Genomic DNA, 23165 nt, shown 5'->3' on the forward strand with positions numbered 1-23165 from the left:
CCGTGCTACTCATCCCCAATAAATCCCAAAATCGGAATATGACTCACAGCTTATTAAATTAACGTTATAAAGGATTTATTACGGTTTTATTTAAGTGAACGTTGATATCAACTTATTCTGTTTTCTCGACAACGACTTCTGCGTTCAATTCCCTAGCAGCTCTTTCAGCTTCTTCTAATTCTTCCCAATATTGAATAGACAGCTCTCGTTGCGATTTATTCGTGTAAAGCTGACCAACTGTTGGAATGGAATAAGAAGGTATCTTTGCTACAAAACGCTGTATTTCCGATTTGTCCTTTTTCTTCCCATTCTCTTTCTGAGGATTATATTTGAAAGTAGCACCCAGCTTTTCCAACTCTTTTTCAGCTTCTATTTTTTTCTTAGTTATTGAATTTAACAATTTCTCCATTTCCGATCGCATCTTTTTTTGGTCCACTTTATTTTTCTCATAATCTTCATTTAAAGTAGCCAGTGTTTCAATTATCAGTTCTCTTTCTTGAATGATAGCTTGATATTGTTCGACCAATTCATGATCAACTTCTTTCACTTGTATTTCACCGAAAAGCTTTTGATCATTCTGTGCGATGGTCTGTATCTGTTGAAAGATTTGCAAAGGGATTTTTGTATTGATTTGTGACATAATTTCTTCTTCAAAATAATTGGTATTTGCGGTTAAATTATTAACTAGAGATGCAATTTTCGCTTTTTCGGATGCAAACCTTTTCTTTGCTTTGTTTTTGCCTTTACTAATAAATACAATGGAATGAGCTATAGCATCTTTTAATTCTTGCTGCTTTGCCTTCATTTCATCTACATTCATTGAGGTTAGTAGTTCAGGGTGGTCTTCCTCTAGTTCTTTTATCTTCCTTGTAATTTCTTCCTCTTCTAATTGCTTATTTCGTATTTCTGAGAGTAATTTTTCTTCTTCCTCTTGAGTATTTGCTTCATTTTCGTTATTTTTCAAAATCGTTAAATCCTGTTCTTTTTCATAAGCTACCTTTTGGTTACGCAAATCACTTTTTTTGCTTTCCCATCTATCAAACTCAACTGTCCGTGCAACTTCAGCAATGGTGCTGTTCATCAACTGATTATACTCATCTACAATTTTATTGAGCTCGCCAACTATTTCCTGATACTGTATTTTAGTTGGTTTATCAATCGTTTCAACTTGAGAAAGTATCACCTCCACCCTTTTTAAATACTCTCTCTTTTTTTCACCACTTGTTGAAAGCATTGATTTAAGCTTCATAATAGTTTTAGTTGCAATATTCGCTCCCAATTTCTCTTCTTTATTCATGTTGGTTATTAAATTCGTCAAATAATTTTTTAATCGTATTAACTCGTTATCCCATTGCTCATATAAAACATCTACTGTCACTTTTTCACTACGATACTTGGGGTGAATTATCCACTGATAGGTAACTTCTCGAGCAAGTCCTTCATATTCAAAATTTGGTTTAAAAGATGCATCTTTAATATCATGAATTTTAGTAGCTGTAATATTACCTAAATCTTTTTGAACGTTCGAATGTAATATAACTTGTTGATCAAAGTTCATTCCTTTTCGATTTTGGATAAGCTTATTTGATTTAATTTGATTAAGGGCAACTTTTGAATGGTACTTCCACCAATCGGATTGTTCTTTCATATGTTTAAACGCCAACTTGATTGATTGGCCATCTAATTTCATTCCAAAGAATTCTTTGCTTCCATCTGTATGTTCTGAAGCTAGATGACTAACAGTCAATACTCCATCCTCTCCATCAGCAATGAAAAAGTTAAGAGGGTTACGTTTCCGTCCGTAAACCTCAACTTTGAAAGAGTTCAACTTTTGTAAAACGTGCTGTTCATCGGAAAAGGATCCTATGAAAAGAGTTAATTTAGTTCCTGCTTCTAATCTCATAATTAAAAGTTCAAAAATATCCTCACTCACATTCCATGAATCCAAGCTGATTACAATCTGATTTCTAGATCTATTTATAATATCTTTTATTTTTTCTGTCAATTCTTGTTTAATGGAATTATTAAATAAGAAAGTCTCAGTACCGTACACAGGAAAGAGATCAAATGGGGCTTTCTTTGATTTTTCCTTATTTTTCATATGCAGTGGTAAACTGACTTCATAAGAGTCAAGCTCCCAAAAATTCCAACAAAAGTAGCTGAAAGCCTCTTTCACTTGCTGAGCCTGAATTTTAAAGTGGCTTATATGAGAATAGTTACTTAGCGCATGGGTATTCGCTATCACACCTCTAGAAAAATTCTGATAACCGGGGTCGACCAATACCATCGTCCCTATTACATTCGAATGATAGCGTATCAAAACTTTTCCTAGAAGAGTTTGTTCATATGAGTCGTACCACTGATTTGTTAACAAATATATTCGGACCTGTTTTTCTGCTAAATCTGAGAGTACGGATTGAATAGAATAGGGAAGTTCTTCATCTACAATCAAGCACACAGTATGTTTAGCTTCCGGTAAATGAAGTTCTAGATAGTTTAGAAGAGTTAACTCATCTGGAATTGTTTCTTTATCAACTTTCTCCCATATTTCAGAAATTATTTTTTCACCATAAAATACGGTTTCACTGCCCGATCTAGGTTCGATTTTATGCCAGTTGAGCACCTTATATCACTCCAGTCGTTTGAAATTTTTCTGAAATAAAGCTTTTTAGTTCTTTTGGAAATAAATTCGACTCTAACTGAATAAAAGAAATATCCTTCCAATATCCAATTGTATCGATTGTAAGGTCTACTAAAGAAAGATGAGGAGGGAATTTGTATTGGTCTAGTTCTGCAGTCATCTTAAAGTAATGCCATCGGTCATCTGTTTTAAAAGCAAAATAACGATCATGTGGCCAGTCGTAAGTACTGGTGTAAAGTTCAGAATACAGATTTGTCTTATATTTAAAATCCGAATACTTAACAACTTCAGGGGAAAGTACAGTAACTTGTTCTTTTTCAACGCCATGGTGTTGGAAACTTTTAGCGAAGAGTTCAAACTTTTTAACCTGCGTTCGGTTCTTTAAATATTTGCTTGAATAAACGAGAGCGCTCGGAGTTTTATCCCCCAATATAGAATCCACCACTTCTTTCATAGAGTAGTGTTGCCCAATCGCAATATTTTTTGTTGTAATTACTTGTTTATGATTCATTTCTGGTTGTAAGTCCATAGGGGCTTGTAAATGCCAATAATGCTCTGGTTTTTTTTCTTGTTTGTACATACTTGTTAACTGTTTCGTTGTAATAAGTACAAGTGATTCCTTAAAAGGTTTAAATTGATCATACTGGCAATACTCTTCTAATAGTTGATTAAATTCCACTTCACTTATGAAAGCCATTTTTATCTTTTGAGATAATAAATACAACATCCAATTGTGTGCGTCTAATTCCGATTTTGGCATGATCGGTACATCTGTGATCTTTGAGGACTCAAAACTCCCAAATTGCGTATCATCTGGATGAATGGAAAAAGTCTTTTGCATTTTCTCCAACTCATGGTTTGATTCTACATCTGAAAAATTCACTTCAAACGCTTTGCATTCATAGTTCCATACTAACTCAGGGTATTCAAGCGAGATTAATTGAATTACCCACTCTTCCATATTGATTTCTATATCCTTATCTATCAAATACCTTTTAAATGGATATGAACGATTGTCTTTGATTTCTCCGTTTAAATACAGCTTAGATTCGTCTAAGTCTGTATCCATTTCCCACTCCATAAAGTAGGTCGATTTAAGTTTATTATCAGGTACAAAAGTCACAGCTGGCGTATTAAACCGGTACCTTTCGAATCTTTCCATAAAGAAAAGTTCATTTTCTAAGACAGCCTTAAACTGCTTCCCTTCAATTTGTTCTATATTTAAAACGTTTCCACTTTGCACATGTTTCTCATAACTTTTCTCTCTTCTAAAATGAATCAGCATGTCATTTAATAACTTATCTTGTATGAACCAAAGTTTAAATTTTCCTTTTTGTCGAAGTGGATAAAGTTTTGTTTTCAAAAAGACGTTGGCGTTTTCTGTTAATTCGTGATCCTGATTGAGGAATTCTTCTCTAACTAAGTGCTTAACAATCCCTACTGCTACTGATGGTTTCGAAGTCATACCAATTAGCTCACTTATCATTTCATAATTCACACCATATTCTTCAATTAAAGAGAGAAGGTTGTATATATCATTTCGACCTTTTTGAAATTGTACAAGTGAACACAACGCGTCAAAAACTTGAATTTCACCTGTTCGCCTAAGCTTTAATTTCATTTTGCACCGCCTCCACTGATCGAGTTAGATTCTCTTGCCAGGTTTCTTAGCTGTTCCGATTGTGTCTGTAAATAAAATGATCTCTTACCAATAATAACTCTCTGATAACGTGCCCTCGTAATAGCAACGTTTAATCGATTTGGATTATCCATAAAGCCCTCTTTGTTAACTTGAACCATTGAAATAAAGGTGAGATCAGCTTCTCTTCCCTGAAAGCGATCAACAGTACAAACTGAAATGAACACATTGTTTTTTTCAAAACTATTAAAATTTCGAGGAGAAGCACAGTAATCACGCAAGAATTCACGTATCTTCCCTTCTTGTCCCCTATAAAAAGTTAAGCAAGCTACCGTCCATTTTTCATTATTTTTCTTAGGGTTTTTTTCTGCCCATTTTACAAATTCTTTTAACTCTTCTTTTAATTTTCTTACTTCGTCTCGATTGAAATTCTTTTCTTTCCGTCCATTTACATCAATCCAAATACTTCGACCAGAATACCGTTCATAACTCCAAGTTCGATCAATAGTATCAGCATCTCTTAAAGCTTCATTATTATAAAATTGACGTCTTGGTAAATCAGATATTTCTGGATGCATACGATGCTGATAATCAAGACACTCATACCTACTCATAAGGTCTTTCTCATTAAATCCACTATTTAATACTGTTGGAGGTGAATGACTACTGTTCTTCCGCTGATGACCAATACCAGTTTGTAATGCTTCAAGAACGGATGGTAAAGCAATATCTTGGACAAGATTCATGCGCCTTTCAACCTTTTCTCTATTAATAAATGGCATAAGCTGCATTAAATCGTTTTCAATCCATTGTTTACTTTTATTAGTGTTGGAGAGCTCATAGAGACGAATTATTCTCCAGGCTACTTCCTCACTCCAACGCTGTGTCTTCAGTAGTTTATTATGCAATTTAATAATATCCTGAACATCTGAGTACGACTTTTTAGATTTTGGATCGCGGTATTGAATTCGATTAAAATCTCGTTCATAGAAGCTTATCATTTGATAAAACTGTGGGCTCGTCTCCCAGTCAGTTCTACTAAGAACTAACATGCTAGTCGGAATAAAATCTTTTACTATTGCTAGTTCTGATTCTTTAATAAACAAAATATCCGTCGTCATAAGTAACCATGAAGAAGCGTTTCCATCGATACAGCTTTGAATTGGAATTTCTGCAAAAGAATCACAAACTGCATGGACAGCATATTGAGTTAAAAAAGTGACGTTCTTATGATGGCTGATTCCTTTTTCATTCATTTTTATAAGCTCATCTTTTATATGCTCGATGACGTTATCATGATAGACAATACAATATGGAGGATTGTTGCTTTTATTTTTAAATAGATATTGAAAGATTAATAGTGATGCCATCTGTGCATCTCTACTAAAAAATGATCGACCATTTCCTTCCCTATAATCTTCTAAGTTAGCTATAATGTGTTCTCGTTCTGTATAAGGTGATAGCTGCTTAACATCCCCTACAAGAACCCATTTTTCAGCATACAATGCAGGTACTAAAAACTCCTGAAACGTTGTCTTGCTCGATTCATCGATAATCAAATAGTCATAAAGTGGTTCAACCGGTTTTTCACGCGTGCTATTCTTGTGAAAAAATGGATGATTTAATATACCAATGGTCGTTCCGCATACTAAATTTGCTGACTCAATAATCAGATCGCTGTAACCGGTTTGTGTTGGGGCAATTTGATCTATTGAAAATTCTCTTACCGACTCGGCAATATTATCAATTCCACCTATGCGAATGGGTAATATTCCTTCTAATAAATTATCCTGTTTGATTCTTTCAAGCACATTATCAATGGCTACGTGAGTTGATGCTGCTAATAAGACTGTTTTACCTCGTTTTATCAATTGCAAAATAAGCTCTATAATAGCTGTTGTCTTACCAGACCCCGGCGGCCCCTCAAGCAACATAAAATCATTTGTTTTTAGACCTTTTTCAACGAAGCGTCTTTGAGATAGCGTTCCTGGTCGGTCCGTATTCGTCAAAACCTTCCAATCTGAAATGTGTTCTTCTCTATTATGCGTCCATGGTCTGCTAATTTCTTTATTTTCAGACAAAGCAAGAAGTGGAAGTTGTGATGAAATTGGCCTTGCCTTCAATGATTCGATTGCATTCAACTGCATTTTAAGTTGATGAAGGCTGATTGATACAAATAAACGGTCAGGAAGATCACCGACATTAAGAGGGTTTTCTTTGAATTTGCCACTTTTTAAGGAAACAGCTACTTTCCTTTCTTCCTGCCATTTCTTTACTCTGTATGTTACTCTTTGAGGACCAAATTGCCCATTGTCTAGCTCGTTAAAGTCTTCTTGAAAGAATAAATCAACCTTTGATAGGCTCATTAAGTTTCCATCTTCCAGCTCATCTTCGTCGATCAATTCAATCATAACTTGGTCATTGGTTACTCTTGTTCTTTTTATATCTAATTGGTATGAAATAAATGGAAGATTTGCATCGAACACCAAATGATGATTTAGTAAATCTTCTCCATCAAAAACTTTATAGTTCATTTTATCTCTTAACAGAAGATACTCTTTTTCTTCTGTTTTAATCCTTGACGGTTGTCTCAATTCCACAATTTTATAAGGTGTCTCAACGTCATTAATAAATAATGGCTCATGATCATTCAAAACTTCATTAACATAAATTTGGCTTCCGCTATGAAACAGAATTGGTATAACCCTATCCCCAAGTCTGATTTCATTTGGTAAATCTTCTATCTGTTCAAATGACCATTTCCTTATTTTTATTCCATTCAAGAATAAATCTTCACCTTCTACTATTCCCCCTTGAACAGAAAGTAGATATTGATTATCGGCGGATTGATTTTTCACTCCACTTACCAAAAGATTTCTTTCCTGTTGATGGAGCTGTAGTGAATTTATTTCGGGTTTGAGCAGCGTTAAATTCACCGGTTTAAAATCCCAAAACACTTGTTCATCCTCTTCAAGTAGAAAATCAAATCGAACATAAATGGTTTCTTCTTGAATAATGAGATCATCTGAGTTAGCTATAGTAAATGAGCCATGTGCTGAAGTGACACAAAGTCCAGTCGTATCTATGTCATTAATAGTAAAATTTTCAAGTCGGTACCAGTAATCTTCCCATATGACTGAAATATGAGTGACAGTTTCTATTTCAATTGCTGTGACCTGGGGTATCAAATTTAACTCAATTGGTTCTTTTATCTCTCTCCATCTAAAAGAGACCCTCTTAGAATTTTGCGCGTCTATGGCTACTTTTAAATAATTTTCAAAAGATGAAAAATTTTCTTTGACTGCATGAACTAAAGCTTCAGCTTTTTTACCGTTTGAATATAAAGCATTATAATATAATAATGACATTCGCTCTCCTCCATCTAGGTATAATGGGTCATTACTATTATCGGATAGTTTTAGCTATATTTGTAATATTCGACAAAGAAAGACATGATTTCCCTAGTCTGGTAGACTCAACCCTATTGAAATTTAAATTGAAGTGTAACATTGAAGGAATTAAAAAAGTCAATCCTCAATAGTATTTTCGAAGATTGACGTTTTTCAAATAGTTATCCTGCTTAAGTTTTTTATGAACTTCATTTGGAATTGTTATAGCACTTCAAAAATTTCACACGAGAACTTTTTTCACTTTTCATTACCTACTACTCTCTCCCCCTCCCCACAAAATCCTCCCCCCAGTATGCCCAGTATTTTCATGAACCTCTCGATCAACAAGTTGCATGACTCCCGGTTCCTCATTATGGTGCCAAACGTATCCCTCTGGTGTTTCCCCTCTCTCTAAACAAGCAATATCTTCAGAAGATAACCCGATTTCTTCCGCTACACCAGGATCCTGTTGAATCGCATTAAGTAGAGTGTTATTTGCTACCTGGAAATGAGTATGGTCACTTGCAGTATAGATGTCTTCGGAAAGGAGAACTGTAAAATCTGAATCGAATACAGGGAAAACACCCGATGTTACACCACTTGGTAGATCAACCTCTTTTTCTACGAATGGGACATTTGTCTCTAAATGAACGTTACCAGAAAGGTGATCATTTCTTGTTTCAACGGTCTCTGCTTCAACTAGATCAATACCATCTGCGTACTCTAATACGCCAATAGCTAAAGTAGAGACAGCGACTACTTTACCAACACCTTTAGCACCTTCTATCATTAGATCTCGATCCTTGTACAGGAACCCCTTCAACGTAATCCCAGCATGAACGCTTGTATACTTTAATGTACTGCCAAGTCCTTTTACAGTCCTACCTGATGCATCATATAGATTACTTAAACCCTTAGTTTTATATTCCTCGCTTTTACTAATCAGACCGTACGTTCCCTGAGTAACACCATCTATAAATTGACCCGTATTATCAAAGGCGATATAAGAAGCTTGCTTAACCCCTTCACCGACCTCTTCTACCCATCTATTGTTAACCCTTTTACCTATAAATTTTATTCCTCCCCCCATTACTGTTCCCGTAGCTGTTCCTAACCCTCTTCCTATTGCTCTAAAAACGGCCATAGTTGAGTCCCCCTAGCTAATTTCTAGTACTTATTTCCAGTGATCTACGCCTTATAATTATACTTATATTTAGAATAAATGGAAATTTACTCCGAAAAATTCTATTGAACAACCACCTATGTGTGACCGTCAAGTAGAATGGGTTCTTACGCTCTTTTGGTGAAAGATTCTAATCAATACTTTCTGGGTATAGTAGACTAAAACCCTCAAAGGTGGTGAGGCAGTTGTGTTCCTTCTTTGAAGATCAGGTCTTTGAATTTGAAGAAGAAGTTCGAATTCTTCATCAAAGTCAAACCGCCAATGAATTGTTTTTTATTATTGAAGATTTGTCGACCTCTTCACACTGCCCTTCTTGTAATTCTTTTTCAAACCGACCTCATAGTAGATACTCTCGTCATGTTCGAGATCTCCCCGTTTCCCAATACCGTGTTCACATACAAATTTTTCTTCATAAATGGTTCTGTAACCAACCAGATTGTCATAAGAAAGTTTTTACACAAAGACTATCCTGGCTGCAACCCTATAAAAGATATACCGAAAGGTTAGAAGGTGTCATGCGAAAGATCGCTTTTTCTAATAACTGCTTAACTGCCGAAAAGGTTTGTCGTGTTCTTCATATTCCTGTTAGTCACGACACCTTGCTTCGACTTGTGAAAAAAGGTGTGAGTGATGTAATCCCATCTCCCTTTTGTGGGCATAGATGATTTTGCGTTCAAAAAGAGAATGAAATATGGAACGATATTTGTTGACTTGAAAACGAGAAAACCCATTGACCTATTGAATAGTCGGAAACATATAGATGTGACAAAATGGCTTAAAAAACACTCGGAAACAGAGCTCATTAGTCGTGATGGGTCAAAGGTTTATGCCAAAGCAGTTCATAATGCGTCAGAACGGATATTGCAGGTTGCAGATCGATGGCATATTCTTAGTCAACTGTTTGAGGCAGTTAAGAAAACCATTTATCGTGGAATTCCATCAAGATGGTCACCTGACAATCAGAAGATCCCGATTGAAGAAGACCAATCAGTGTTTCCTCCTCATCGGAAAACGGATATTTCTAGAGTGAATAACGAGCAAAAACGGTGGAACCGAATCAAAGGAGTTCAAAAATTGCATCAAAAAAAGTATACCGTGACATCAATTGCAAAGAAATTAAGTATTTCAAGAGGAACGGTTTATAAGGACTTAAAACTAAAAAAGAAACCCGTACATACGCGTCGTTCTCGTTTCGACTCTGTACGTCCAATCATTCGCTCCTTACTGGCAGATAAGCAAACCGCCAATCAAATTGAAAACGTATGTCGAAATAATGGATTTGACGGTGCAAGGTCTACATTGAATGCTCTCATAGCTCAAGAAAGACAACAGTTAAAACATAAAGGAAACCATGAAGTCTTGTCGCTGAGGCAAAAGATATTGAAGATTATATGGGATTTTAAATCAGAAGACCATTTGAATAGATTCGAAAAGTTACATCCTGATCTAACTAATACGTTCCCTTATATTCTGATACTAGATAAACTTGTAAATTCGTTTCGAACGTTGATGCGTGAGCAAAAGGCCGATCAATTAAGAAACTGGATGGAGAGATATCGTCAAGTTGAGTTCGACCATATTCAATCTTTTATTAATGGAATGGATCAAGATATTTCAGCCATCAAATTGGGTATAAAAGAAAACTGGAGCAATGGTGTAACTGAAGGCCATGTCAATCGATTGAAGACAATCAAACGAATGATGTACGGTCGCGCTGGATTTGAAGTATTAAGAAACCGTGTTCTCTATCAATTGTAGATATTTTAGAAAAACATCTCTGGAATACTATATAGTAAGTTCAATTAATTCACCAAAAGAGCGTAAGAACCACTTTAGTTTAGCAGTCACAGCTAGTCTATTACATCAGAGACAAGTCTACGATGGCATAGGGAAAACAAAGCCTCTCCTAAGTTGATTAGTAATATTGCAATGCTGAGCTAGTCTGTCCTTTATATTCTAACAAGTGTTATTGCAATATAGAATCACGAGAACCGTCCCCATGATTCGCAAAAACTATCCGCCTTGATTCATATTCCTTATGGCTCTAATATATCAGCAATCCTCTTACTCGCATAACCATCACCATATGGATTACTCGCTTGACTCATTTTTTCATATTCTTCTTTATCTTCAAGTAGGATTTTAAAATTCTTATAAATGTTTTCTTCATCTGTACCTACTAATTTCAATGTTCCTGCTTTTATACCTTCAGGTCTCTCAGTGGTATCACGCATAACTAGTACCGGTTTACCTAAGCTTGGAGCTTCTTCTTGGATACCTCCACTGTCAGTAAGTATTAAATATGATCTTGAAAGGAAGTTATGAAAATCTAGTACTTCCAATGGTTCAATGATTCTAACTCTATCATTATTACCTAAAATTTCATTTGCTGCTTCTCTAACAGTCGGATTCATGTGTATAGGATATACCGCTTTAATATCTGGATATTCATCAACAATTCTTTTAATTGCTTTAAACATATTTCTCATTGGTTCTCCAAGATTTTCTCTTCGATGTGCTGTAATCATAATAAGTCTACTATCTGATGCCCAGTCGATCTGTTCATGAGAATAATCATATCTAACTGTAGTATTAAGGGCATCTATGGCAGTGTTTCCCGTTACATAAATAGAAGATGAATCTTTTCCCTCTTTTAATAAATTTTCTTTAGACATCTCTGTTGGTGCAAAATTATACTTCGCTATAATTCCTACAGATTGACGATTAAATTCTTCAGGGTAAGGAGAGTAGATATTATAAGTTCTTAGTCCAGCCTCCACATGGCCAATTGGAATTTGTAAGTAAAAGCATGCTAATGACGTAACAAAAGTTGTTGAAGTATCACCATGGACTAACACCACATCAGGCCTAACATCTTCAAGCACCGCTTTCATTTTTTCTAAAATATTTACTGTTACATCAAACAGTGTCTGTTTTTCTTTCATAATTGACAAGTTATAATCAGGAGTAACATTGAACGCCTCAAGAACTTGGGTTAACATTTCCTTATGCTGACCTGTAACACAAACTACAGTTTCAATATTATCACGTGTTTTCAATTCTTTAACTAAAGGGCACATCTTAATAGCTTCAGGTCTTGTACCGAAAACCGTCATTACTTTTCTCTTCATTTCTATCAACCTACCTTACTTTATATTCAATAAATACGTTAATACTATAACGTATTCCAGGTAAATATGAGGAATAGGATCAATGCCTGGAAAGTTTTTACTGACTCTTACCCCAAAATTAATTTATTACATGCATATAATTTCTCCACTATTTTTAACGAGTAGCCGATTATTTTGTTAATGTCACCTCTTTTTTTCAATAATCAAGAAATAAAAGAGTGAATCATGAGAACCGTCACCGTGATTCAATCTTCCGCAATTGGCGGTTTAATTTTGCGCATAAGTGGCTCATTTATCATGCAATATTCAGCAGCAATTGCGGTAAATATAAAGAGGACGCAGCGATTGCGACCTCTCTTTTTATGTTTATTTGGTTAAAATGATTACAGCCATTGAATTGAACCAGGTCAGCCATCTTTTTGATCCACCTCTGCCATCATATTGATCCACTTGAGACAAAGCTGATCCAGCCTCCTATATAATAAAGAAGCACCTTAACGGTGCTATTTTTATTATGTAGGAGGTTTTTCATGGTTAAATATCGAGAAATTCTAAGGCTTCATGCGCAGGGAGTCACACAAAGGGGGATCGCTTCTAGTTGTGGTCATTCAAGGAATACAGTGAGAGATGTTATTAAAAAGGCTGAGGAAATAGGTGTGGTGTGGCCACTGGAGAAGGATGTGACAGATTTAGATTTACTATCCATTCTCTTTCCGGAAAAACAACTTCCTTCTGATCATCGCCGCAAGCCAGATGGAGAATACATCCATAAGGAACTAGCGAAATCAGGTGTTACCCTATCACTATTATGGGATGAATACTCTCTCCCGTGCAGGGCTAATAACGAAATTCCATACAGTTACCGCCAGTTCTGCCGGTTCTACAACGATTACGCTAGGAAAACGAAAGCCACTATGCGTATTAAAAGGAAACCTGGAGAACAGATGGAAGTCGACTGGGCTGGCCAAACGATGTGTCTTACAGATCATTTAACAGGAGAAGAAATCCCTGTCTATCTCTTTGTTTCCGCACTTCCGTGTAGTCAATATGCTTATGTCGAAGCTTTTTTATCCATGAACAGTGAAAGCTGGATTACAGCCCATATTCATTCATTTCAATTCTTTGGAGGAGTAACAAGAATTGTCGTTCCAGATAATCTAAAAACAGGTATTGTGAAAGCGTCTCGTACTGAGCCCATCATTAATCCCAGTTATCAAGAAATGGCCGAGCATTATCAGACCACCATTATCCCAGCTCGAGTTCGTCATCCGAAAGACAAGCCTAGTGTAGAAGGTATTGTGGGTCATATATCAACCTGGATTATTGCTTCTCTCCGCCATGAGAAGTTTTTTACTCTCGCAGAAATAAACAAGGCGATTAAAGGTAAATTAGAAGAGATAAATACGAAGCCTTTTCAGAAAAAAAGTGGAAATAGGCAGCAAGCATTTTTAGAAGAAGAGAAGTTCGCTCTCATGCCCCTGCCTACTTCACCGTATGAGATGGCGAGCTGGGCAAAGACGGTTGTCCAACCCGACTATCACATAAAAGCTGATGCCAAGTTTTATTCTGTTCCTTATGATTATATCAAATGTACGGTGGACGTTCGTATAACAAGAACGATTATTGAAGTGTTCTATAAAAATGCCCGCATTGCTTCTCACAAAAGAGTGATTGGTAAAGGTGATGCCTATCAAACGATACCAGATCATATGCCTAGAAAGCATCAGCAATATTTAGAGTTTGATAGAGAGTATGTCTGTAAATGGGGCGAGTCCGTAGGACCTTTCACATCATTAACGATTGAGAAAATTTTCGAATCTTATCCCTCCGAAAAGCAAGGTTTAAAGGCAACCTTCGGTTTAATCAAGTTGGCCGATAAATATTCAATTGAACGTGTTGAACTGGCTTGTGAAAGAATCCTTTCTTACACACCTCGACCTAAACTGAAGAGCATACAGACGATATTAAAAACCGGACAAGATAAATTACCTAGCGAGAAAACGTTGAGGAAATCTATTAAACAAGAAAATGAGAACGCTTACGGTTTCACACGTGGTGCGAACTATTATGGAGGCAAGGATTATGACAACCGATAATACTTTAACGAAGTTGAATGAAATGCGAATGTCTGCGATGGCAGATACTTTTAGAGATCAATTAAGGAACCCTGAATACCAAGAGTTATCATTCGAGGATCGCTTCGGTTTATTAGTAGATATTGAATGGTCACGCAGACAAAATAGTAAACTCGAGCGTTTGATAAAAGCAGCTGAACTACGGGATACTCAAGCATGTATTGAAGATATTACGTATTTTTCTGACCGAAGGTTAGATAAGGCACAAATCTTGCGCTTGGCGACCGGAAACTATATTGAAGAACATCATAATATCATATTAATGGGGGCTTCTGGGAACGGAAAAACTTACTTAGGATGCGCATTTGGAAACGCAGCATGTCGTCAGTTTTATAAGGTGAAATACATTCGACTGCCAGACTTACTAGACGAATTAGCCATCGCCAGAGGCGAAGGAGTTTATAGAAAGGTCATGGCAAAATATAAAAAAGTAAATCTACTTATATTAGACGAATGGCTTCTAACTCCGTTAAACGAAACAGAAGCGAGAGATCTTTTGGAAATTGTGGAAGCACGTCACCAACAAGGGTCTACTATTTTCTGTTCTCAATTTGATCCGCGAGGCTGGCATGAAAAGATAGGTGAAAGTACACTAGCTGATGCCATCCTAGATCGAATTGTTCACGATTCATATAGTATTGTCATTGACGGTGAAAAATCTATGAGAGAACGTTACGGTCTACAAAAATAGTATTATAGCCACTATCATTTATGATAGTGGCTCACTTATGGCACGAGTGGATCAATTTCTTGTCTTAAGTGGATCAAAAAGATGGCAGAGGTGGGTCTAACCCATGTCCTTCTTCAGTTAAAATGTGTAAAATCGCCACTTATGGACCAATCGTTATTTTCTTGGTGAAAAAAACAATGGTTTTTCACTGATCTCGAACCGTCTTCGTGATTTCAGTCATAGAGATTGAGTATTGCGGAACGAAAAAGCCACTTGTGCGAAGTTTTGAGCCATCAATTGCGGAGAATGGAGCCAGTGAATGCATAGAAGAGAGCCACCGGGTAAATTTCACTAGTGACTCTCTTCTTTAATATGGTCAACGAGGAGCGACTAAACTATGCCTTTCACGCATTGATATGTGGCCATCGATTATTATTTTATAAGAGTCATGTACAATCCGGTCAAGAATCGCATCAGCTACCTGGGCTTGTCCGAGTTTGGAATGCCACCCTTCGGGTGAGAACTGGGAACAAAAGATGGTAGAAGTCCGCTTGAGCCTCGCGTCGATAATTTCTAAAACGTGGAGCACTTGATCTTGAGACAGCTCACTCAGGAGCCATTCATCCAATATCAATAAATCAATCGATCTGTACTTTTTAATCAGTTTGCGAAAACTTCCATCTGCCTCATGTTTGGCAACTGCGAGTTCATCCAATAATTCGGGCAATCGGATATATTTCACCTTGTAGAACTGCCGGCAGGCCTGAATGCCGAAAGCATTTGATATCCATGTCTTTCCATTTCCTGAAGCGCCCATAAGGATAATATTATGATGCTTCTGAAGATAGGTGCCGGACGCCAGCTCTAAAATTAACTGCTTATCCAACTTACGGTCAGCGTGATATTCGATCAGTTCAACGGCTGCGCTCGAGTCATCAAATGTGGCTTGTTTAATCAATCGGTCCAGCTTATTCGATCTTCTGCGATCATATTCTGTATCCACCAATAGGTTAAAACGATCATCAAAATCCATGCCTTGGAAGTCTTTATTTTCATTCTGTAGTTGATATAACTCCGCCATTCCACTCATCTTCATGTCCATTAACTTTCGTAAGGTTTCTTGGTTAATCATTTTTTATCCCTCCCAAAATAGGTAGCGCCTCTGGTAAAACCATAGTCCTCTGTTTGCGGTTCTCCAACTAGCTGTTTGTTCACTTGCTTTTTCTTCTGCCTCTCCAAGATACTTTTAAGAACGGCAACAGTGGGATGGGAGGATATCTCCAGTAAGGTCTTGGTCGCTTCCTCAAGCTCAGATTCCGTTCTTTTAGAGGCTGTACTTCTCAACCCGTTCAATATATTCAAAGCTTTCTTTTCGACATTTGTTTTCAAGATATGTTCAACTAGTCGTTCCGTATTCGGTCCGACAGTCCTTGCCCATTTCCGGTTGTTTTCTGGATTGTGATCGAGATAAAGCCGATGGTGGTCTGGCATGTGATCCGGATTTGTGGCATATGAATCTTCTGTTTTTTGTTTACGTGGATGGGATGCAATCCGCACATCTTTAAAGTACAATTCAATTACATCCGCAGTGATTCGGACATCGACATCCTCGCGGACGTATTCATAAGGGACGGAATAGAACTTATAGTCCACTTGAACGTGGTAGTTCGGTTGAACTTTGGCAGTCGCCCATTCCGTCATCTTGAACCGTGTTGGAGGTAGAGGATGAAGGTGGCTCTTCTCCTCTTCTTCAAACACTTTGGACCTAGAACCCTCGCGCTTTTGGAAATTCATCGTATTGATTTCTTCCAGCTTTTCAAAGATTCGTGCATTTAAATCCTCTAGATGAAAACACTGATAGTTTCGTAGTGATGCAATGATCTGCCTTGATATGTATCCGACAGTTCCTTCTACACTCGCTTTGTCTTTCGGCTTTCTGACGCGACTGGGCACCACAACCGCCCGGTAGTAATCGGCTAATTCCCGGTAAGCTTCATTGATCATTGGATCGCCCCGATGGGGCTTAGTCACGCCTGTCTTCAAATTATCAGGTACCAAAGCCTCGGTAACGCCTCCAAAATATTCGAATGCATGAATATGTGCACGCAGCCAGGAAGTTGATTTCATATCAAGAAATGCCTCTACATAACTCAACTGACTGTAGGGAAGGGTTGCAATGAATACATACGCTGGTATAACCTCGCCGGTCGAATTATCTATGATCTTAAGCGTCGTTCCTGCCCAGTCCACCTCTAAGATCTCGCCTGGCTTTCTTCTGATTGGCATGGTTAGCTTATACTTCTTTGCGAAGTTCCCATATTTTTCAGCGAATGTTCGATAGGCATAAGGGACTTTTCCATCTTCTCTAGCTGCACTGGCATATTCGTTATGCAGAAGCGTCAGGGTGACATTTTTCTTTTGAAGTTCTTTGTGAACCCACTCAAAATCAACGGGGCAGTATCCCTTTTCAATAGCTTGTTTTTCAGGGAACAAGTAAGTCCCAAGCCACTGATTATTCATGGAATCCTCTAACTCCCTTAACCCTCTTTCTTTAGCCCGCTGGATAACTTCAGCAATAGTATTTCGCGAGTGGCCGGTACTGGAACTGATCGTCCTCTGGCTTATACCATCGAACTCCATCCCAAGAATCTTCCGATAATTAACCATAAAAAAATCCTCCTTCTACACAAGTGTCATGCTTTTTAAGCATGTTACTTAAGTATACCGGAGGTATTTATCGTGAAAATATGTTTTTGGCTCTATATTACGCATACGGTGGCTCAATCTTCCGCAATTGGTGGTTTAATTTTGCGCATAAGTGGCTCATTTATTATGCAATATTCAATAGAGATTAAAAAAATTCAGTTTATTTAATCTTCTCTCGTATATCTTCATAACTATCTAAATATTTGTTTACGGTAGTTTCTATTCTATATTTTTGTTTGGTGTAATTACTTTTATTAAGGATATCTTGTAGTAATTCAGCTCTTTTATCTAAGATATGAATTTTTTTAATTAAATCTTCCTCGTTACCCGGTTGGAAAAGTAAACCGGAGTCGCCAATTACCTCTCTTAATCCAGGTACATCACTCCCTATAATTGGTAATCCAGCCGCCATACCTTCAACCGCTACTAATCCAAAGCCTTCCCAATGAGACGATAAAACAAATATATCTGACGATTTCATTATAGATGGTACATCGGAACGACTACGAAGAAAATGAATATTTCCACTACCAAATTTTTCAGCATAATTTTTGACTACATTGAAACGCTCTCCATCACCAACAAATAGAACATGATATTTCTCTGATAAAAGCATTGAAGCCCTAATAAGGGTCTCATGATCCTTCTGTTTGCGCATAGCCGCAACCATAAGTATTATTTTATCACCATCTTTATAATTTGGTACAAGTTCATATCTATTTAATGGCAAAGCTTCTTCATATTGATTGAGACTTATTCCATTTTCAATAATTTCTATCTTGTTTCTTGTTTCAGGTATATACTTTACTAACTCTTCCTTTGCACCTACAGTAATAGCAAAAATTCTCTTATATTGATGATACATCCATTTTTCTAATAGCTTAAAAAATCTCTTTCCACGTCGTTTATTATGAGTATTATGCTCTGTTGTAACTATAGTAACATTTTTTGGCAAAAACTTTTTTGCTATTGCCACATAAAGCTGAGGTGCATAAAGGTGGGCATGAACAATGTCGAATCCATTTTTCATTTGTTGTCGAACAGTAAATAATTGATTAAGATTATAAACTTTGTCACTAATACCAAAATGTATTGGAATTCCTAAATCGGATAGTTTTTCTTGAAAAAAGGCTTTATTTCGGGATAATACCAGTACCTCAACATGAACATTCTTTTTTGTCATTTCATCCATAATATCAATCAACATTTTTTCTGCACCCCCACTACTCAAGGTGGGGATAATATGTAGAACTTTCAACGTATTTTGTCCTTTCATAGTATTAAATTAGAACCCATATAGTTCGGATATTGAATTTCTTAGAATTAATCTCCTTTATTTTAGTAAACTGTTATGTATCTTTTTATAAAATGAATTTCTCTTTTCACTCAACACATGGTAATCAAATTCCTTTGCTTTTTCAAAATTCTGGCGAGATAATCTTAGCTTTAAAGGTGCATCTTCACTAATTATTTTTATTTTTTCAGCTAACGCGGTAAAATCTCCTGTATTAATTCTATATTCCCTATCAATAATATTCTTCAACCCTCCTGCATGGGAAGATACAACAGGACAAGCCCTTGACATAGCTTCAATTGTAGCTCTCGGTACGCCTTCAGTCATACTTGGTTGGATATAAATATCTATTTCATCTAGCCAATTAAATATCTCTTCTCTTTCCAAAACACCTAGAAATTCCACTTGATTTTCTACCCCTATTGAAGTAGCAAGATTCACTAGCCAAGTATGATCACCACGACCTACAACTTGTAATTTATATTCTTGACCTAAAATCTTTAAAGACTTAATTGCTGTATCAATTCCCTTTATTTTGTTGTACGTATATCCTATTAATCCAATAGTTATTTCACTTTTACTAGGTTCCCTCACTATATGATCTTCTCGAATTTTCATTACACGCTGATCAATATTAATTTTAGCGCTTGGACAAATAAGCTTTTCACCAGTTGTAGGATACCTTTCTATTAAGTAGTCATCAACATAATGAACGTAATCGGCATTCTTTGACATTTCCTTTATCATTGATTTCATTATAGGTGCCATAGCTCTTTTAAACTTCGAGTCCATATTTATTAATATATCGTAAACACACCCTCCTATATAAACTATAGTGGGTTTATTGTATTTCAATGCTTTTTTATAAGCAAGATAGCCATTTAACCCGAAACATATTACAATATCACTTCTTTTGATTACATCTTCAAGCACACGATTCATTTTCCTTAAATTACCAAAAAGTCCCCTTCGATTAGATAATGATTCCAGTAAAAAAACCTGGTATTCACTTGAAATCAAGTTACCAGATGACTCGTGAATATTATTTCTCGCAATAAATGTAACATCTTCAAATATCTGAGTAATTGTACTATAATGTTGTATATTTGCACCATTGTAGTAATATTCTCCATTATTTTGACTGAAACCGTTATCCGTTACAAAAGCAATTTTCATATTTTACCTCAATTCATTCTTTTGGTATTTTCACTTTCCTATTATCTAATTAATAGACTCTATATTTTTCTATTTTATATTGATTTTCTTATTTTTACTTATAATTCCACTTATTAACAATACACTACCGACAATAAATATCAGCATTACCATTTGTCCAGGAACAAAAGAAAATGCATTTCTAATATTATTTATAAAAATAGCACACATTCCAGTAACTAAAGTTAAATTCAAAAATCTATCGGAATTATCACCAATTTTCGAAAGAAAAAATACTATAAGGAAAGGAATCACAATCACACCAAATACACCAAAGTTATAATAAGATTCTGCAACTATTGAATAACCCATTGTAGGTAATCTATCCCTAAAGGAGTATGGTTTTCCATCATATTCAATAGGAGACATAAATGGGATTAAATTTGATAACCCTCTCTGAAAAGGAACCCAAAACGACTCACCATGTATTAATTCTTCCCCATTTTCAACCCAACCAACTGTGTAGACAAGTGGTCTTAAAGTATATCCAATTTCTACAAAGGGGTCTACTACTGAAATATCAATTTGGGACAGCGAAATTTCATCACTATTTCTTAATTCTTTCACAGTAGGAATTAACAGAAATACAATAAGTATAAGCAATGTGATTATTTTAAAGTTGGGTTTAAATTTCCTAGTTATCAATACACCCAATCCTGCAAGTAACGGAAAGAAAATCTCCCCTCTATTACCTGTTATCACCAATAAAATAGCAGGGATTAAGATTAAAACAAGGTATTTTTTATTATTTGACAGATTGTCAATATTTGATAATATCATAGTTATTCCAACGGCATAAAGGAAAATCCCTGTAGAATAAAACTCTAATTCATTAAGGGAATTATGAAAATCACTATATAAACCAAACAAGGGTAGATTTCCGGTTACACCTTGAAAGAGAAAATATGTTGTAAATATTACTATTAACAAAGTTCCAGTAAAAATCCACTTTTTATCACCAATGTTTTCAATGCTGATATTATTATAGTTTTTATTGTAATTATTATTTTTATTAAATAAATTTAAAAGAACAGCGCTTATACAATAAAATATAATAAAAACGAAAGCTATCAAAACAGCCTTTTCTTTATTCTCCGAATAATCATACCAACTAGTGTTTAACGTAGTATTAATAAATGGATCTTTTATAAATAAATCCACTATTTGAATTCCAGCATGTGTAAAAAATAGATAAGTAAAATACACTAAGGTTAATCCTAATTTCATTCTAAACAAAAAGTATGATGTTAGTAAGTAAGCAAGTAATATGAGAATTGTGAGATAACTTTGGTTACTTGTAACTTGTTGAACCTCAATAAAAAAAAGCAACGCAATAATAATTAATGCACTAATAATTACTATATTTTCCTTTTTAATCATTTGTGAAATTTCTCCATAATCCATTATATTTTCCGCAAAACTATATATACTGAGTATTGTACTCTTCTAATCTGTCCTTCCATAGTGATATAATCAATAATCTCTATATAATTCTGGGTATAATTTAAGCTTTTAATGATTATATAACTTATTATAAATATTCAGTATTTCCTTTACATTTTTCTCCATAGAAAAAGGAGAATTTCTTAGATTATCTATTAAGAATTCTACACTTCTATTAGAATCATTGGATTCCAGAAGATTTAATGCCTTTTTTTTCCATAATTCTAAAGGATCATTAACATTTAAACATATTAGTTTAGAATAATGTGCTTCTAATTCTTTAATTGAAGGTATGTCACTTCCTAAGACTGGTACACCATTGATCAAAGATTCTAAAACACTACCAGGTAGACCCTCTCTTTTAGATGGAAAGATCATTAATGAACTTGAACTTAATAATTTGGGAATGTCCTCCCGTAATCCTAAAAAGTTAACACTGCCTTTTAATGAATTTGCAGATATAAACTCATCAAGTTCTGCTTTAATAGTACTATTTACTTGACCAACGAATAGTAATTTATGATTATTATTAACTTTGTAGATTTCTCGGAAGATTTCTAATACCTTTATATGATTTTTATCAGGTATCATTCTTCCTACATGTAAAATATACTTAGGATTTTCTTGTGCTATTTCCTTATAAATTACTGATTCAGAAAATCCATTATAAATTACATTTACATTGGTAGGTACTTCTTTCTTAAAAATTGCATTTTTAACACTTTCACTAACACAAATTATATCAGTAGATTGTTTTACTAATAACTTTAGTAATACTTCATCCCTTTTCTTCTTTATAAAAGGTTCTTTTTTTCCAGTTCCTGTACTTCTAAAATGACTTACTCTAACTGGGACTTTATTTTTTTTAGCAATGAATTGAATTAAACCAGAAGCAAAGAGTAGATGAGAATGTACAACATCATACTTTTCCTTTTTAAATAATTCATCTAATTTTGAAAAGAAACGACTATCTTTTAGTTTAAGATAATTTATCTTTGAACCTTGTTCTATTAGCGAATCATCAAGAATTCCCTTTTCACCAGATGTACATAAATAGTCGAAACTAATGCCATGCTTTTTTAATTCTTGAGCTAAAGATATTGTCCGTAATTCCGCTCCACCTTTATCTAATTTTGAAAATACATGTAGCACCTTCACAGTATATTTAAACACTCCTTCCATAACAATATTCAATAATTTTATTCACCAAAATTTATCAACCAATGTTTTTCTTTTTAAATCATGAGGTAGTTTTTTAGTACTCATGGTGTTAGTAATTGATTTTTCTTTATATTGTTCATATGTCCTAATTACCTTTGCAGGTACACCAGCAGCAACAGTATTGGAAGGGATATTCTTAGTTACTACAGAACCTGCACCAATCACAACATTATCACCAACTGTAACTCCCGGCATTATTATGGAATTAATTCCTATGAAAACATTATTACCTATTATTATTTTCCCAAAAACATCAATTTCCGGAAATTCCTCGCGAAATACCCAAACCCCACCATCGTGTGTTATAAATTGAACATCTCCTGTTAATGTTACATGATCCCCTATTTTAACCAAATAAGGTTCTGAACCAAATGTTCCTGCTTTCACACCAAGAAACCTACAATTTTCACCCACATTTACACCAATTATTCTAGCGTACTTGATAGGATTCTTTTTTATCTTATACTCCCTATTAAGTTTTTTAAGTAAACGTATCAT

16 protein-coding genes are annotated in these 23165 nt (G+C 35.3%); 4 read left to right on the forward strand and 12 right to left on the reverse strand.

Annotation, left to right across the window (positions count from 1 at the left end; all coding sequences use genetic code 11):
- Positions 1-112: 112 nt before the first annotated feature.
- From AC0VYH_RS20270 to AC0VYH_RS20285, 4 genes are all read right to left on the reverse strand, one after another.
- Positions 113-2623: a hypothetical protein gene (locus tag AC0VYH_RS20270; protein ID WP_475373018.1), complete on the reverse strand. Its 2511-nt coding sequence runs from the start codon at positions 2621-2623 to the stop codon at positions 113-115.
- A gap of 1 nt (position 2624) precedes the next feature.
- Positions 2625-4262 (reverse strand): hypothetical protein, encoded by a 1638-nt coding sequence (locus AC0VYH_RS20275; RefSeq protein ID WP_475373019.1) that lies wholly within the window; start codon positions 4260-4262, stop codon positions 2625-2627.
- Positions 4259-7648: an AAA domain-containing protein gene (locus tag AC0VYH_RS20280; protein WP_475373020.1), complete on the reverse strand. Its 3390-nt coding sequence runs from the start codon at positions 7646-7648 to the stop codon at positions 4259-4261. Before AC0VYH_RS20280 ends, AC0VYH_RS20275 begins: the two co-directional genes overlap by 4 nt.
- A gap of 289 nt (positions 7649-7937) precedes the next feature.
- The gene (locus AC0VYH_RS20285) at positions 7938-8813 is read right to left on the reverse strand and encodes an HNH endonuclease (RefSeq protein WP_475373021.1); all 876 of its coding nucleotides are present in this window, start codon (positions 8811-8813) and stop codon (positions 7938-7940) included.
- A gap of 215 nt (positions 8814-9028) precedes the next feature.
- Between AC0VYH_RS20285 and AC0VYH_RS20290 the strand changes: the two genes are divergently transcribed.
- A complete protein-coding gene (locus AC0VYH_RS20290; protein WP_475373022.1) occupies positions 9029-9517 on the forward strand; it encodes a transposase family protein in 489 nt (162 codons plus the stop codon).
- Positions 9504-10610 (forward strand): ISL3 family transposase, encoded by a 1107-nt coding sequence (locus AC0VYH_RS20295; protein ID WP_475373023.1) that lies wholly within the window; start codon positions 9504-9506, stop codon positions 10608-10610. Before AC0VYH_RS20290 ends, AC0VYH_RS20295 begins: the two co-directional genes overlap by 14 nt.
- A gap of 278 nt (positions 10611-10888) precedes the next feature.
- Here AC0VYH_RS20295 and wecB read toward each other — a convergent pair whose 3' ends face one another.
- Entirely contained in the window at positions 10889-11983 is a 1095-nt protein-coding gene (gene wecB, locus AC0VYH_RS20300; RefSeq protein WP_475373024.1) for a non-hydrolyzing UDP-N-acetylglucosamine 2-epimerase, read from the reverse strand.
- 530 nt (positions 11984-12513) lie between these two features.
- Between wecB and istA (AC0VYH_RS20305) the strand changes: the two genes are divergently transcribed.
- Entirely contained in the window at positions 12514-14079 is a 1566-nt protein-coding gene (istA, locus tag AC0VYH_RS20305; protein WP_475372703.1) for an IS21 family transposase, read from the forward strand.
- Complete coding sequence (gene istB / locus AC0VYH_RS20310; protein ID WP_475372702.1) at positions 14066-14809, forward strand: IS21-like element helper ATPase IstB; 744 nt, start codon at positions 14066-14068, stop codon at positions 14807-14809. The genes istA (AC0VYH_RS20305) and istB (AC0VYH_RS20310) overlap by 14 nt, the downstream gene beginning before the upstream one ends.
- Positions 14810-15164: 355 nt before the next feature.
- Here istB (AC0VYH_RS20310) and istB (AC0VYH_RS20315) read toward each other — a convergent pair whose 3' ends face one another.
- The 7 genes from istB (AC0VYH_RS20315) to AC0VYH_RS20345 form a co-directional block, all read right to left on the reverse strand.
- Entirely contained in the window at positions 15165-15920 is a 756-nt protein-coding gene (gene istB / locus AC0VYH_RS20315) for an IS21-like element helper ATPase IstB (protein WP_206889188.1), read from the reverse strand.
- The gene (gene istA, locus AC0VYH_RS20320; protein ID WP_283152642.1) at positions 15917-17455 is read right to left on the reverse strand and encodes an IS21 family transposase; all 1539 of its coding nucleotides are present in this window, start codon (positions 17453-17455) and stop codon (positions 15917-15919) included. Before istA (AC0VYH_RS20320) ends, istB (AC0VYH_RS20315) begins: the two co-directional genes overlap by 4 nt.
- Before the next feature lie 199 nt (positions 17456-17654).
- Entirely contained in the window at positions 17655-18752 is a 1098-nt protein-coding gene (locus AC0VYH_RS20325; protein ID WP_475373025.1) for a glycosyltransferase, read from the reverse strand.
- A gap of 75 nt (positions 18753-18827) precedes the next feature.
- Positions 18828-19964, reverse strand: coding sequence for a glycosyltransferase family 4 protein (locus AC0VYH_RS20330; RefSeq protein ID WP_475373026.1), 1137 nt, complete (start codon positions 19962-19964; stop codon positions 18828-18830).
- 69 nt (positions 19965-20033) lie between these two features.
- On the reverse strand, positions 20034-21383 hold the full coding sequence (wzy, locus tag AC0VYH_RS20335) for an O-antigen polysaccharide polymerase Wzy (RefSeq protein WP_475373027.1): 1350 nt from the start codon (positions 21381-21383) through the stop codon (positions 20034-20036).
- 132 nt (positions 21384-21515) lie between these two features.
- The gene (locus tag AC0VYH_RS20340) at positions 21516-22640 is read right to left on the reverse strand and encodes a glycosyltransferase (RefSeq protein WP_475373028.1); all 1125 of its coding nucleotides are present in this window, start codon (positions 22638-22640) and stop codon (positions 21516-21518) included.
- A 9-nt stretch (positions 22641-22649) separates the two neighbouring features.
- Complete coding sequence (locus AC0VYH_RS20345) at positions 22650-23165, reverse strand: acyltransferase (protein WP_475373029.1); 516 nt, start codon at positions 23163-23165, stop codon at positions 22650-22652.

It is taken from the genome of Anaerobacillus sp. QJM3NY_32 (genome assembly GCF_056173645.1).

Bases quoted from the DNA above. Each gene is read 5' to 3' on its own strand.
- istA (WP_475372703.1), top strand. From the start codon at position 12,514: ATGGTTAAATATCGAGAAATTCTAAGGCTTCATGCGCAGGGAGTCACA.
- wecB (WP_475373024.1), bottom strand. From the start codon at position 11,983: ATGAAGAGAAAAGTAATGACGGTTTTCGGTACAAGACCTGAAGCTATT.
- istB (WP_475372702.1), top strand. From the start codon at position 14,066: ATGACAACCGATAATACTTTAACGAAGTTGAATGAAATGCGAATGTCT.
- wzy (WP_475373027.1), bottom strand. From the start codon at position 21,383: ATGATTAAAAAGGAAAATATAGTAATTATTAGTGCATTAATTATTATT.
- istB (WP_206889188.1), bottom strand. From the start codon at position 15,920: ATGATTAACCAAGAAACCTTACGAAAGTTAATGGACATGAAGATGAGT.
- AC0VYH_RS20285 (WP_475373021.1), bottom strand. From the start codon at position 8,813: ATGGCCGTTTTTAGAGCAATAGGAAGAGGGTTAGGAACAGCTACGGGA.
- AC0VYH_RS20345 (WP_475373029.1), bottom strand. From the start codon at position 23,165: ATGATACGTTTACTTAAAAAACTTAATAGGGAGTATAAGATAAAAAAG.
- AC0VYH_RS20280 (WP_475373020.1), bottom strand. From the start codon at position 7,648: ATGTCATTATTATATTATAATGCTTTATATTCAAACGGTAAAAAAGCT.
- istA (WP_283152642.1), bottom strand. From the start codon at position 17,455: ATGGTTAATTATCGGAAGATTCTTGGGATGGAGTTCGATGGTATAAGC.
- AC0VYH_RS20275 (WP_475373019.1), bottom strand. From the start codon at position 4,262: ATGAAATTAAAGCTTAGGCGAACAGGTGAAATTCAAGTTTTTGACGCG.
- AC0VYH_RS20330 (WP_475373026.1), bottom strand. From the start codon at position 19,964: ATGAAAATTGCTTTTGTAACGGATAACGGTTTCAGTCAAAATAATGGA.